This window comes from Bacillus sp. MRMR6 (assembly GCF_001940785.1).
GTDB lineage: Bacteria > Bacillota > Bacilli > Bacillales > Cytobacillaceae > Neobacillus.
The window spans coordinates 454,618-469,079 of sequence record NZ_MSLS01000001.1; the positions used below are offsets into that span (position 1 = coordinate 454,618).

Annotated in this window: 12 protein-coding genes; 11 read left to right on the forward strand and 1 reads right to left on the reverse strand. The window is 39.8% G+C overall.

Annotated features, from left to right (window positions below; translation table 11 throughout):
* Nucleotides 1-40: 40 nt before the first annotated feature.
* The 11 genes from BTR25_RS02195 (at nt 41) to BTR25_RS02245 (ending at nt 13,944) form a co-directional block, all read left to right on the forward strand.
* Entirely contained in the window at nt 41-979 is a 939-nt protein-coding gene (locus BTR25_RS02195; protein WP_075685672.1) for a fumarylacetoacetate hydrolase family protein, read from the forward strand.
* Nucleotides 976-1,935, forward strand: a complete 960-nt coding sequence (locus BTR25_RS02200) for a VOC family protein (RefSeq protein ID WP_217696953.1) — start codon at nt 976-978, stop codon at nt 1,933-1,935. The genes BTR25_RS02195 and BTR25_RS02200 overlap by 4 nt, the downstream gene beginning before the upstream one ends.
* Before the next feature lie 30 nt (nt 1,936-1,965).
* Nucleotides 1,966-3,141, forward strand: a complete 1,176-nt coding sequence (locus tag BTR25_RS02205) for an acyl-CoA dehydrogenase family protein (RefSeq protein ID WP_075685674.1) — start codon at nt 1,966-1,968, stop codon at nt 3,139-3,141.
* Nucleotides 3,142-3,156: 15 nt separating this feature from the next.
* On the forward strand, nt 3,157-3,609 hold the full coding sequence (locus tag BTR25_RS02210) for a PNPOx family protein (RefSeq protein WP_075685676.1): 453 nt from the start codon (nt 3,157-3,159) through the stop codon (nt 3,607-3,609).
* A gap of 144 nt (nt 3,610-3,753) precedes the next feature.
* Nucleotides 3,754-4,743 (forward strand): AraC family transcriptional regulator, encoded by a 990-nt coding sequence (locus tag BTR25_RS02215; protein WP_075685678.1) that lies wholly within the window; start codon nt 3,754-3,756, stop codon nt 4,741-4,743.
* 141 nt (nt 4,744-4,884) lie between these two features.
* Complete coding sequence (locus tag BTR25_RS02220; protein ID WP_075685680.1) at nt 4,885-6,159, forward strand: glycoside hydrolase family 1 protein; 1,275 nt, start codon at nt 4,885-4,887, stop codon at nt 6,157-6,159.
* Nucleotides 6,160-6,183: 24 nt separating this feature from the next.
* Nucleotides 6,184-9,090, forward strand: a complete 2,907-nt coding sequence (locus BTR25_RS02225; protein WP_075685682.1) for an alpha-L-rhamnosidase — start codon at nt 6,184-6,186, stop codon at nt 9,088-9,090.
* Between the two features lie 107 nt (nt 9,091-9,197).
* Nucleotides 9,198-10,163, forward strand: coding sequence for an AraC family transcriptional regulator (locus BTR25_RS02230; RefSeq protein ID WP_075685684.1), 966 nt, complete (start codon nt 9,198-9,200; stop codon nt 10,161-10,163).
* 117 nt (nt 10,164-10,280) lie between these two features.
* The gene (gene rhaB, locus BTR25_RS02235; protein ID WP_175596678.1) at nt 10,281-11,699 is read left to right on the forward strand and encodes a rhamnulokinase; all 1,419 of its coding nucleotides are present in this window, start codon (nt 10,281-10,283) and stop codon (nt 11,697-11,699) included.
* Nucleotides 11,700-11,720: 21 nt separating this feature from the next.
* A complete protein-coding gene (rhaA, locus tag BTR25_RS02240; protein WP_075685686.1) occupies nt 11,721-12,974 on the forward strand; it encodes an L-rhamnose isomerase in 1,254 nt (417 codons plus the stop codon).
* 208 nt (nt 12,975-13,182) lie between these two features.
* A complete protein-coding gene (locus BTR25_RS02245) occupies nt 13,183-13,944 on the forward strand; it encodes a DeoR/GlpR family DNA-binding transcription regulator (protein ID WP_075685688.1) in 762 nt (253 codons plus the stop codon).
* A 279-nt stretch (nt 13,945-14,223) separates the two neighbouring features.
* Here the strand turns inward: BTR25_RS02245 and BTR25_RS02250 are convergent.
* Nucleotides 14,224-14,462, reverse strand: a 239-nt coding sequence (locus BTR25_RS02250; protein ID WP_075685690.1) for a transposase, incomplete at its 5' end; no start/stop codon positions are given.

A 14,462-nucleotide genomic window follows, 5' to 3' on the forward strand; every position in this document is an offset into this window, starting at 1 on the left:
GGAAAAACACTTTATTCGAATGATAACAGGAGGAAATTACATGAAATTACTAACATATTCAACAAACGATACCCCATTCCGACTTGGAGTTTTAGTAGATGAGAATACCATTGTCGACCCCAACCGAGCATATGAAGAACTGTTAAAGAACCGCGGACAAGAAAGAGCAGAAGAAATTGCAAGCGCTTTAGTCCCATGCGATCCAACTGAATTTATCGCAAACGGAGAACTCGCACTCCAGAAAGCTAATGAAGCAATCAATGATGCCTTAGGAAAGGAGCAGCAGTCTTCGGCAGTTTATAAAAAAGAAAATATCCAAATCGGCGCCCCTATACTGAAACCAAATAAAATCATCTGTGTAGGTCTAAATTACAAGAATCATATCCTAGAAATGAAACGTGATTTCCCAGTACACCCCGTAATCTTTGCCAAGTTTGCCACAGCAATCGCAGGTCCTAACGACGTATTTCCATTAAATTCAAGCTTAACGAAAAAACTAGATTACGAGGCAGAAATGGCCTTTGTCATTGGAAAAAAAGGAAAGGACATTTCCTACGATGACGCCTTGGATTATGTCTATGGCTACACCGTTGCAAATGATATAACTGCTCGCGATATGCAAAAAAGAACGATACAGTGGCTGCAAGGAAAGACTCTAGATAAAAGTCTTCCACTTGGACCAGTTTTAGTAACAAAGGATGAAATACCGAACCCGCACACACTGGATATTTCCTTAACGGTTAACGGTGAAGTAAGACAAAACTCGAATACGGAGCAGTTATTATTCAATGTCAATCACCTTATTGAATTTTTATCAGGAATCGTGACGTTAGAACCAGGTGACATTGTTTGTACAGGAACTCCTGGAGGGGTAGGAGAAGCACAAAATAAATTCCTTACGGATGGTGACAAGGTAAAGGTAGAAATTTCTGGAATTGGGGCAATTGAAACAACGATCATGGAGGTGTCAGAACAATGACGATGAATCAAGAACCGATTCTAGATATTGCTCATTTGGCCCATATCGAACTATTGACACCTAAACCAACTGAAAGTCTAGATTTTTTCCGTAACTTACTTGGTATGGAAGTGGTTCATAGTGAAGGGCAGTCTGTTTTCCTTCGCGGGTGGGGGGATCAGCAGCTTTACAGCTTGAAACTTACGGAAGCAAAACAAGCTGGACTAGGTCATGTAGGGTTAAGAACGGTTTCTCCGTCTGCACTCGAGCGCAGGGCACAAGATTTAGAGGAAAGTGGACTAGGACTAGGATGGTCAGATGGTGATTACGGTCATGGCCGCTCCTACCGGTTCACGGATGCAGATGGACATAATCTAGAAATCTATTATGATGCAGAGAAATATGCAGTACCAGATCATTTAAAGCCAGGACTAAAAAATATGCCCCAGAAATACTCGGCTAGGGGTGCATCGGTTACACAGCTTGACCATATCAATTTGTTCAGTTCAAATGTAGATGCCGACAGCTTATTCTATCGTAAGCAGCTTGGATTCAAGCTCAGTGAACAAGCGATCACAGACGAGGGCAAGCAGACGACAGCCTGGCTTCACGTTACCAATAAATCATACGATCTAGCCATCTCACTTGATAAATCAGGGAGCAGAGGACGTTTTCATCATGCAGCCTTTAAAGTGGAGAGTCCAGAAATGGTGCTCCGCGCTGCCGATGTGTTTTTGGACAATGGCATTTTCATTGAAGCTCCCCCTAATAAACATGTGGCAGGTCAAACAATGTTTGTTTACGTCTATGAGCCGGGTGGAAATCGAATTGAAGTTTGTGCGGGAGGATTTTTAATCTTTTCTCCAGATTGGGAAACTGTGACGTGGACGCCTGAAGAACGAAAAAAAGGATTAGCCTGGGGGACACCGTTACCATCGACATTTCACACATATGGAACACCCGATGCAAGCAAATAAATGACTAGATGAACAGAAGGGGATGGGATCATGAACCAAACGTTAAAGCAGTTAACCTATGATGAAGCAATTGAGCGTGCAAAAAGTTTAGTTCCAGGAGTAAGTTCGCGGTCACGTGAGGGAGAATTACTTCGACATCAGCCGCTAGAAAACATACAAGATTTCATTGAATCAGGTTTAGTTAGGTCTTTAGTTCCTAGGCGTTGGGGTGGACATGAACTTAATTGGAAAACGCTAGCGGATACAGCAATTGAAGTATCAAAGGGAGATGCATCTGCTGGTTGGTGCTACTCACTGTTATTGCTGCACAGCTGGATGCTTGCGTTTTTCCCGAATAAAGCACAAGAAGATGTATGGAAAGAGAATCCTGATGCATGCTTGGCGACCTCGATTAACCCAAGTACGGATTCGAAAATCGAACGTGTAAATGGCGGTTATCGACTGACTGGTAAATGGGGGTTTTCATCTGGCATCAATCACTGTGACTGGGTGATGATTAGTGCTGAAGCTCCAACCGAAGATGGAAAAAAGGTTTTATATTACCTCGTTCCAAAAAGTGATTTAAACGTGATTGATATTTGGCATGTGATTGGAATGAAAGGAACCGGCAGCAATCTATTAGAGTTAACTGACGTATTTGTGCCTGATTACCGAACCATGGAGTTAGAGCCGTGGAATCTTTACGGTAAATCTCCTGGCATGGACCTTAATACCGCACCACTTTACCGTATCCAATTATCTGCGGTCATGCCTGTTACTTTATTGTCCGTTATTCTTGGAGCGACCAAGGGTGCCTTTGCCATTTGGCGTGACCGAGTGATCGGAAAAAATAGATCGAGAACAGGAGAGCTTGTGGCCAATTTATCACATCAACAAATCAGGCTAGCCAAGACGGCGGCGAAAATTGAGGCAGTGGACGCTCTTCTTCACCAATCCTTGGAGCTTGTGGAATCGGGTAGAGTGCTTGATTTTCAAGAACGAGTACGTTTACGTTGTAACTATGCCTACTGTGCAGAAATGTGTGCGGAGATAATGGAAACAATTTATACGAAAAGCGGTGCTGCCGCTACTGCAGAGAACCACCCACTTCAACAGTTTTGGCGGGATATTCATGCCGGAGCCCAGCATACAGCATTCAATTTCGATTGGGTTGGAGAAATCTATGGTAAGATAGAGCTTGGAATTCCAGTGAAAGAAGTATATTAAGAAAGGGTGATGATGATGACAAAAACAGTAGATCATTTAACTTCGGAACTAGTATCTTCCTTAGAGGGAGAAAAAATGGTTTCACTCATCACAATTGACGCAAAAACAAAATTACCTCAATTAAGCGTTGTATCTTGGGTGTTGGCAAAGCCAGACGGGAAACAAATTAAAATAGCACTTGGCCATAAAGCATCAAGCATTGAGAACATTCAAAACAACCCAAATGTTCTACTAGGCATCATTGGAGCTGGGAGCTGCTTTGAGGCACGAGGTACTGCGACTGTTTCAGAGGTAATTGAAAGGACGATGAAATACTGTGTAGTGACGATCGAGGTTGAAGCAGTGGAGAATGTTATGTTTTACGGAGGAAAAGTTACCGTTGAACCTGAATATGAAAAAACATACAATGCAGACCTAGCTAAGAAATTAGATAATGAAGTATATGAACTCCTAAGCCAGAACAATTAATACGAGTTCCCTAAACGCCTGAATCGAATTCAGGCGTTTATTTCTTTAGTTAAAATGGTAGTTAATTTCAAATCAAAAAGGTCAAGTAATATGGTATAGTATATAAAAAATTACCGTACCTAAATGATAGATAGAGGAACCTATATGAATCGTCTTGAATTACGAAGTTTTCTAATAAATAACAACACAAATGAAGCACCTGATTGGAATGTAATAAAAGAACTTTATCATCCAAAAACAATTGAAGTAAATGGTCAGGAAGTTTACCTCTTCAATCTAAGTTTTGATTCCTCGATTAATCCTGTTGAAGATAGTATTGTTATCTGGCAGCAGCTTCCTACCGCTTTTGTGCCCATGCATATCCATCATTATATTGAAATGATCTACGTCTATCAGGGAGAATGTACTGTTGATATTGAGAAGCGTGAAATCCCCCTTACAGAGGGCGGGATTATCATTATTGACAAAAACATTCCTCACACTGTAAAGGATATTTCAGCTACTGATATTGTTATCGATATCAAGCTCAAGCAGGATTTCCTGTCATCAGGCTTTCTCAGTCGGTTTACCAATAAGAGCATTATCTCTCAATTTTTAATCGAATCACTTATTAACAAGCGAAATGCGAACAATTATCTTTCTTTTCCTTTAGAAAGCCGCTCCAATGTTGTGGGAATTATGGACCAAATCATGTGCGAGTATTTTGATAAGGACTTTTGTTCGAATGATATGATTAACGCTTATCTTTTCATTCTTTTAACAGAGTTAATCAGGCACAGTAACAGGAAGACCTCACACCATGATCATACGACACAAAATGGTATGATGGTCTTCGATTTTCTTAAGTATATTGAAGACCATTATAAGGAATGCAGCTTAACCGAAATGGCTGCTTATTTCAGGTATCATCCAAACTATATATCCGCTGTCCTTAAAAAAGCGACAGGAAAATCGTTTAAAGAGCTGCTACAAATTCAGCGATTAAATAAAGCGGCACAGTACTTATCAAACACAGACTTGCCGATACCTGATATTGCAGAAGAAGTTGGCTACTCGAGTGTATCTTTCTTTTACAAAAAATTTAATGAAGTGTTTGATCAAACACCAAAAGCATACAGGGAAAATCAAGATTAACCTTCTTAGCGGAGGGTTCTTTTTTATGTATATCAAATCTTTGATTCGAGCAATAAACTTCTTTGCTTTTACTATTAAACCTTCTGGAAACGCTTGCTACAATGAGAATAGAAAAAAGAATAGCAACGAGGAGTGTTAAAAATGAAGTTTACCTTTACACCAGATTTTCTTTGGGGTTCGACTACAGCAGCCTATCAAGTGGAAGGAAATAATGTTAACAGCGATTTCTGGGCAGAAGAGCATGCGGAGGGCTCACCATATAAGGACAAATCAGGTGATACGATAGACCATTATCGCCTATACCGGGAAGATATAGCCCTAATGGCCAGCCTAGGTTTAAAGGCATACCGATTCTCTATTGAGTGGTCCAGGGTAGAACCAGAACCAGGACAGTACTCACGGTCGGCGATTGAACATTATCGGGATGTTCTCGAAACATGCTACAAACACGGTATTACACCGATGGTAGCGATGCATCACTTTTCTTCTCCAAAGTGGTTAATGAGATTAGGAGGCTGGGCAAGCCCAGAGGTTCCCGATCGATTTGCAAAATATTGTGAAGTAGTTTTCAATGAAATCGGACATTTAATTCCTTATGTACTGACTATGAACGAGATTAACCTGCCTGTCATGTTACGTGAGATTTTTTCAAGAATTGGATTTATCCCGCCTGTTGGCATAGACAGAGATGCCTGGACGGCCCCTAAATGGAGAGAATCAGCGGCAAAATTGTGCGGAACAACAATTGAAAATTACTTTACCTTCCATATGATTTCTGATGAGTCATCGATTAAGATTCTGAAAGAAACTCATAGGAAGGCCCGTGAGGCAATTAAGCGGGTTCAGCCAAAAACGAAAGTCGGGTTATCAATGGCCCTTTCAGATATACAGTCCATCCCTGGCGGTGAGGAGCTGGCAGTTCAAAAATGGCAAAGTTATTTTAGACAATATTTAGATATGGTTGAAGGGGATGACTTTTTCGGGCTTCAAAATTACACGAGAGAAGTGTATGGGCCTGAAGGGCAAGTGAAGCCAACTGAACATGCAGAGCTTACCCAAATGGGGTATGAATTTTATCCAGAAGCACTTAGTAATGTCATTCGCAAGGTTTCTAAGGATCTATCCATTCCAATTATTATTACGGAACACGGTATCGCAACAAATGATGATGAGCGGCGCGTAGAATTTATCCGTAAGGCATTAGAAGGTGTTCATGCGTGCTTAGACGAAGGATTTGACATCAAAGGATACCTTCACTGGACCACTTTTGATAATTTTGAATGGCAATCCGGCTATTCGATGAGATTTGGTCTCATTGAAGTGGACCGCTCAACGCAGGAACGGAAGGTAAAAGAAAGCGGAAGATATTTAGGAAGTATTTCACAAACGAACAGCTTAATTGGAATGATCGTTTAAATCAAGAATTGCTGGGAGAGAAAAATGAAGCTAATAGTAGACGAATTAACATGTGAGTATAAAAAAAATCCACTAGGCATTGATATAAAAAGACCTCGAATTAGCTGGAAAATCCAATCCGACCGACGGGGAACCATGCAGAAGGCGTATCAGATCCAAGTAGCAAATGATGATGAATTCTGTGATCTAATATGGGACACAGGGAAAGTCGAATCAGCTGAATCGATCCATATTGAATATGAGGGTCCAAATGTCCACTCACGAATAAGATATTATTACCGCGTAAAAATTTGGGATAATTATAAACGTGAAGCTAATTGGAGTGATACCGGTTGGTGGGAAACGGCATTGTTAGCTAAAGAAGAATGGAAAGCAGCATGGATTACTCCGGATTCTAAAACGCTTGATCCTCTTTTTGAACCAGCTTTTCTATTAAGAAAAGAATTTACTCTTAAGAGTGGCATTACTTCCGCTCGTATTTATGGCACTGGTGTTGGCTTATATGAATTATACCTAAATGGTGAGCGGGTCGGAGATGACCTTCTTGCACCAGGATGGACTAGTTATCATAAACGACTGCAGTATCAAACGTACGATGTAACAGAGGAAATGCAGGCTGGTGCTAATGCGATCGGTATTATGTTAGCAGACGGCTGGTATAAAGGAAATCTTGTCAGGGAAAACAATCGAAATATTTATGGAGAAAAGCGCGCAGCTTATTTTCAACTGCATGTAACCTATAACGACGGTTCTGAGCAAGTAATTGTAACGGACTCAACATGGAAAGCTTCAACAGGCCCGATTGTATTTTCTGAAATTTATCATGGGGAAACCTACGATGCCAGGCTGGAACAAGCGGGCTGGAGTAAGTCTGCCTTTAATGACCAGGACTGGGCAGAAACCATAGTTCAAGAAATGCCGTTCACTGAATTAGTGGCACAAGAAAATGTTCCTGTCCGAGTAACGGAGGTGCTGAAACCAGTTGAAGCTTTTGTAACACCTGCTGGTGATACTGTCTTAGATATGGGGCAAAACATGGTTGGTCGAATCCGCTTCAAAGTAAGCGCTCCTGAGGGAACGCGAATTTTCCTAAAACATGCCGAGGTGTTGGATAAGGACGGGAATATTTACTTTGGTAACCTTAAATTTGCTCAGCAGAAGGTGGAATATATCACCAAAGGAGCAGGGACAGAAACCTTTGCCCCGCATTTTACCTTCCAAGGTTTCCGTTATGTGAAGGTTGAAGGATACCCAGGGCAGGAAAACGGACTGCCGCTTGATCACTTTATCGGTGAAGTCATCCATTCTGATATGGAGCAGGCAGGTGAATTTGAGTGCTCAAATCCTTTGATTAACCGGCTGCAGCAGAATATTGTTTGGGGGCAAAGAGGGAATTTCCTCGATGTACCGACTGACTGCCCGCAACGGAGCGAAAGACTGGGATGGACAGCGGATGCTCAGGTCTTTGTTCAAACAGCACTGTTTAATTACCATGGTGGGCCATTTTTTACAAAGTGGCTAAGGGATTTAAAAGCCGATCAGCTACCAGACGGGAATGTGCCATTTGTTATTCCAAATGTGGAGGGTGGAAAGGGCTCCGCTGCTTGGGGAGATGCAGCAACGATTATTCCATGGACGGTATATCAGACATATGCTGATAGGCGTTTGCTAGCAGAACAATATGACAGCATGAGAGCATGGGTGGAGTACATCCGTAGACAGGGTAAAGATGAATACCTATGGAACACAGGCTTTCACTTCGGTGATTGGTTAGCCCTAGATGCCAAAGAAAACAGCTTTGTTGGCGCCACACCAAAAGATTTTATCGCTACGGTCTTTTATGCCTATTCCACTAGAATTCTAAGAGATGCGGCAGAGGTGCTTGGAAAAACAGAAGAGGTCGAGGAATATAGTGATTTACTGAATAAGATTATCGAGCAATTTAACCAAGAATTTGTTTCTCCATCAGGCAGATTGGTATCCCCAACACAAACTGCTCATATCATTACCTTAATGTTTGATATGGTGGAGGGGAAAGCAAAGGAACGGACAGCTTATGAGCTTAACGAGCTGATTATTCAAAATGATTATCATTTAAATACAGGTTTTGTGGGGACACCATATATTTGTTTTGCTCTTTCAAAAGGCGGTTATCATGAAACAGCCGTCAAATTACTTATGAAAGATGATTACCCATCCTGGCTCTACCAAATTAAAAAAGGTGCTACTACCGTTTGGGAGCATTGGGATAGCATTAAGCCAGATGGTTCGTTCTGGAGTGACCAAATGAATTCCTTTAACCATTATGCATATGGGTCGATTGGAAATTGGATGTACAAAGTGATTGCAGGCTTGGATATGGATGCCAGCAGCCCTGCCTATAAGAAAATCAAAATCGAACCGAAGTTTGCAGGGATTTCATTAACTTCTGCAAAAGCAGTCCATGAATCGATGTACGGGCAAATACTATCTTCCTGGCATCTTACAGAGGAAGAGGTAGAACTTGAAATCAAGATTCCTGCTAATACAACAGCAGAAGTTCTTTTACCACAAGCAAAACTTTCCGATGTTCATGAAGGTAACCAGCCATTAGCTTTAGGTGACATTCACTCTTATCAGGAAACTTCAGCAGGTGTAAAACTAAATGTAGGTTCTGGCTCTTACCACTTTAAATATCGTAACGAGCGCGGATTAAGGCCAAGCTTTACTGTGGATACGAAGCTAATTGATTATCTTGACTACAAAGAAGCCGTTGAGATACTAGAGAGAGTTGCACCGGGTATTACAAAACCACCTGCAATTTTTTCAACAAAGGCAAGAAGTTTGAAGGAATTGGCTGAAAATGGAGAGGCCAACCTTACTGAGGAAAAAGTGGTGGCTATTATTGAAGAAATAAATAAGCTTGAATGGGAAGCAGTTTTAGTAAATTAATGTTAAGCCTGTCATGGTGGAATGACAGGCTTTTTCGCATTCTAATTTTTCCTATATTAAGTTAAAATAAATATACTTATATAACTAGAACCTGTCGGGGTGAATAAATGAAAGCCAATCTGCTAGACGAATTATTGAAAATTACAGATGAGGAGCAGGCCATTCTTCAACAAAAAACGGAGATCAAAAAGGATATATATACAAGTCAAGCTGTCTTTGTTATCGAAAGTGAAAAATTTCTAAGTAAAGATAAAATGATTATGCTCAGGAAACATACCCGTTTTATCAATTTTCCAAAGCATCGTCATAATTATATAGAAATTAATTATGTGTTAAACGGTCAGTTAAAGCAAAGAGTGGGGAATGAAGAAATATGCCTCAAAAAAGGGGAACTATTATTTTTAAACCAGCATATTGAACATGAAATTGAGGCGTGTGCAAAAGAGGACATTGTTATTAACTTTATCATTCAGCCGCAATTCTTTGAGTTCATCTTTTCCTACCTGTCTTCTGACAACTTAATTAGCAACTTTATCATAAATAGTCTTTATAATCACACGCAAAATGGACAGTATCTTTATTATGCTGTTTCGGAAGTCGCTCAAATTCAAGAATTAATTAATAAAATGATGGAGGAGATAATGAATCCATCATTACTATCTGATTCGACCATTAAACTTTATATGGGATTACTTATGATTGAGTTGATCAAGAATTCGGATCATCTTAAGCCAAATGAACAAAGTCCAGCAAACCACTATATAATGGTCGAGGCTATGAAATATATTGAACTACAATATCAGAATGCTTCCCTTTATGAGCTAGCAGAGAAATTAAACCAGCCGCACTATGCTTTAAGCAAGAATATAAAAAATGCTACAAAATATACATTTAAAGAACTATTGCAAGAAAAACGGTTAAATAAGGCAAAGCACTTATTAGAAGGTACTACAATACCAATAACCGAAATCGCAGAACTAGTTGGTTACGATAACATCAGTTATTTTTATAAGATCTTTAAAAATAAATATGGACTCACTCCAAAAAAATTCCGAGAGCAACCTATAAATTGAGGTTGTTCTTTTTTGCAAATAAGGACAATAAATTAACCGAATTACGATATATGAATTTTCTATTATTCTAGTAGAATAGAGGTATCAGTAAGCGTTTGCAACCGGAAGGTGATGTTAATGATAAAGTATAGTATTGCAGTCGATATTGGCGCCTCAAGCGGCAGACTTATTTTAGGATACCTTGAGAATAACGAAATGCAGCTGAAAGAAATTCATCGTTTTGAAAACAAAATTGTGCAAAAGGGCGAATCTTTTTGCTGGGAAGTTGATAAGCTTTTTCAAGAAATCATAAATGGGTTGAAAAAGTGCAATGAAATGGGAATCAAGCCAGACAGCATTGGAATTGACACTTGGGCAGTAGATTTTGTGTTACTAGATGAAAACGATCAGCCATTAACCCATGCCGTTTCTTACCGGGACCCTCGAACAGATGGCATGATGGAAGAAGTCTTTGAACTCTTCTCAAAAGAGAGACTTTATTTAGAAACCGGAATCCAGTTTCAAAAATTCAATACCATCTATCAGTTATATTCATTGAAAAAGAGTCAGCCTGAAATCCTAGAAAAGGCTAAATCATTTTTAATGATTCCTGACTATCTAAATTTCCTGTTAACAGGTAAAAAAGCAAATGAATATACCAATGCAACCTCAACACAATTGGTGAATGCATTTACAAAAAAATGGGACCACCAAATATTAAACGTATTAGGCATTAATAAGGAAATGTTCCAAGAGATTCACATGCCAAAGACCTCTCTTGGTAATTTGTCATCAGAAATCGTGTCAGAGATTGGCTTTGATATGGACGTGATTCTTCCCGCCACCCATGATACGGGTTCAGCTGTTCTATCGGTGCCGGAGCAGGATGATTCGATCTATATCAGTTCTGGAACTTGGTCGTTAATGGGTGTGGAAAACTATTTTCCAATTTGTATTACGAAGGCACTTGATTACAACTTTACCAATGAAGGCGGCATGGATTACCAATATCGGTTCCTAAAAAATATAATGGGGCTTTGGATGATCCAGGAAGTGAAACGAAATTACCTTGACGAATATACATTCGCTGAGCTTGTTGATTTAGCACGTGAGGCAAAAGACTATAAAGCAATCGTCAATGTAAATGAAGACTGTTTCTTAAAACCAGATAATATGATCCAGGAAATCATGAATTCTTGCGTCCAAACAGGGCAGCCCATTCCAAGTACTCCTGGAGAAGTCGCTAAATGTGTGTTTGATAGTTTAGCAGCCTGCTACCAAACAGCGGTTGAAGAAATTGAGGAGATTTTTGAAAAATCATTCAGCAAAATTAACGTCATCGGCGGCGGCTGTCAAAATGAATTGCTTAATCAACTGATCGCTGATGTAACCCATAAAGAGGTTTACGCTGGACCAGTGGAGGCAACCGCAATTGGTAATATCGTAGCTCAGCTCATTTCACTAGGTGAGATGAATGGTATTAAGGAAGCTCGTTCGATCATCAAAAACTCATTTGAAGTTAAAAAATATATGCCAACAACAACAGTGACAAACTGAGTACAGAGAGGAAGATCAATGATGTCAATTAATGAAAACTTTGAACTTGCAAAACAAGCCTATGCAAAATGGGGAGTAAATGTAGATGAAGTGATTGAAAAGCTAAAAGCCGTTCCGATTTCCATTCATTGCTGGCAAGGTGATGATGTCGCTGGATTTGAAGTAAATCAAAATGAATTATCCGGCGGGATCGATGTAACAGGAAATTACCCTGGTAAAGCAACTACACCAGAAGAGTTAAGAAGTGACTTAGACAAAGCTCTTTCGTTAATCCCAGGAAAGCACCGCGTCAATTTGCATGCAATTTATGCAGAAACAAATGGTGAAGTAGTAGAAAGAGACCAGCTCGAGCCAAAGCATTTTGAAAACTGGGTAAACTGGGCAAAAGAAAGAGGACTTGGTCTTGACTATAACCCAACATTATTCTCCCATCCTAAGGCAGATGATGGCTTAACACTATCACATCCAAACGAGGAAATTCGTGAGTTTTGGATCAACCACTGTATCGGCAGCCGTAAAATTGGTGAGTATTTCGGTAAGGAGCTTGGTACAGCGGCCTTAACAAATATTTGGATTCCAGATGGATATAAGGATATTCCAAGTGACCGCCTTACACCAAGAAAAAGACTAAAAGAGTCATTAGATAAGATTTTTGCTGTAGAAGTAGACGAAAAGTATAATTTAGATGCTGTTGAAAGTAAATTGTTTGGTATCGGCTCTGAAGCATATGTAGTGGGTTCACATGAATTTTATCTAAACTATGCAGCGAAAAATAATAAATTATGTTTACTAGATACAGGTCATTATCACCCAACAGAAATGGTTTCAAACAAGATTTCTTCTATGCTTCTATTCAGTGAGAAGGTAGCGTTGCACGTTTCAAGACCAGTGCGCTGGGATAGCGACCACGTCGTAATCCTTGATGATGAATTAAAAGAAATTGCCTATGAAATTGTTCGCAATGATGCATTAGACCGCGTCATCATCGGCCTTGATTTCTTTGATGCCAGCATCAACCGTGTGGCAGCTTGGACCATCGGGACCCGTAACATGGTCAAGGCACTGCTCTATGCGATGTTAACACCGAATGATTATTTAAAGCAGCTTCAAGAAGAAGGAAACTTCACAGAAAGATTGGCATTAATGGAAGAATTCAAAACCTATCCATTTGGCGCCGTGTGGGATTACTACTGTGAAAAAATGGGAGTACCAGTAAGAGAATCATGGTTAGAAGACGTAAAAGGCTATGAAAAAGAGGTATTATCTAAGCGTTAATAATAAGGCTTTGTTAAAGATGACTGTTGATTTCGCAAACATCAACACTATACATTAACACAGCCAATAACAAAAAGGCGGGCCATTTTTTAAGGTCTGTCTTTTTGTTTTTCAAGCAATATGATATATTAAAAGAGAAAATAAAACATAAATAAAAATAAAACAACATAAAACAAAAATGATTTATAATAAGGAAGGGTGCAGAGGTGTGCTGGTAGCCGAAAGACAGAGGAAAATTGTGGAATTGGTTAATGAGAGATTAAGTGTGCGGGTTACTGAATTGAGTAAGATCTTTTCAGTAACGGAAGAAACGATTCGCCGTGATCTTGAAAAGCTTGAAAAGGAAAACCTCTTAATGCGGAGTCATGGTGGGGCAGTTAGTATTGAAAAGAATGATTCAGAAACGTCCTATCTAGAACGTGAAGTGACAAATGCTGCTGAAAAGAAGGCTATTGCTGCTGCTGCAGTTAGTACAATTGAACCGGGAGATCAAATCCTTCTAGATGCCAGTACAACGGCATGGTATGTAGCAATGGAACTGCCTGATATGCCTTTGACGGTACTCACCAACTCAATAAAAGTTGCGATCGAACTGAGTAAAAAGGAACAAATCAAAGTGATCTCAACCGGCGGTACACTCCTGTCACAATCACTATCTTTTGTTGGTCCACTAGCGGAACGTTCGCTTAGTATGTATCACGTAAACAAGGCATTTCTCTCTTGTAAAGGTGTCCACCTGGAAAGAGGGCTTAGCGACTTTAACGAGTCTCAAGCATTAGTAAAAAAACAAATGATGGAAATTGCTGATGAAACCATCTTAATGGTTGATTCTAGTAAATTCGGAACCAGAGCTTTTTCCCAAATTGCCTCACTTGCAGCTATTGAAGCCATTATTACGGACTCAGATATTGATGCACAGACAATAAATAGTCTTGAAGAGAAAAATATTAAAGTTGTCATTGCCAATTAATGAAAAACAGACCAGGTTTGGTCTGTTTTTTAATTTTCAATAGGCGGTGTTAAAGGGTATTGTGGTTTTATAAACCTGTTGATTTGCACGGAAGGCACGAGACTCCTGCGGGACTAGCAGGTCAGGGTGAGACCCCGCAGGCGCGAAGCGAGGGCACTGAAGAACTTCCGTTTTTTATATTTTATAAATAAGGAAAAGACATTATGGATGAAAAAAGACAAAAAAAAGCAACTTCCTACCGAAATTCGAAGGRAAGTTGCTTATACCTCTGCCTATTTCCTATTCTTTTTCATTAAGAAGTTTTATTATCCGTTTGAGATTGACAGCGAATATGGTTGTGGCTCCTTGAATTTCCATACCAAATAAACCCGAGGATTTGGCTGTTTCAAAACCGTGCCCATGCTTGAGTTCACTATTTTTTGCTTCAATTTTATAGCGGTTTTTTGCCAGGGTTTTAAATCTTTCCGTTTCTTGAAATGCTTCCTGGTCTAGATGCTCAGTAGACTTGATTGTTATGG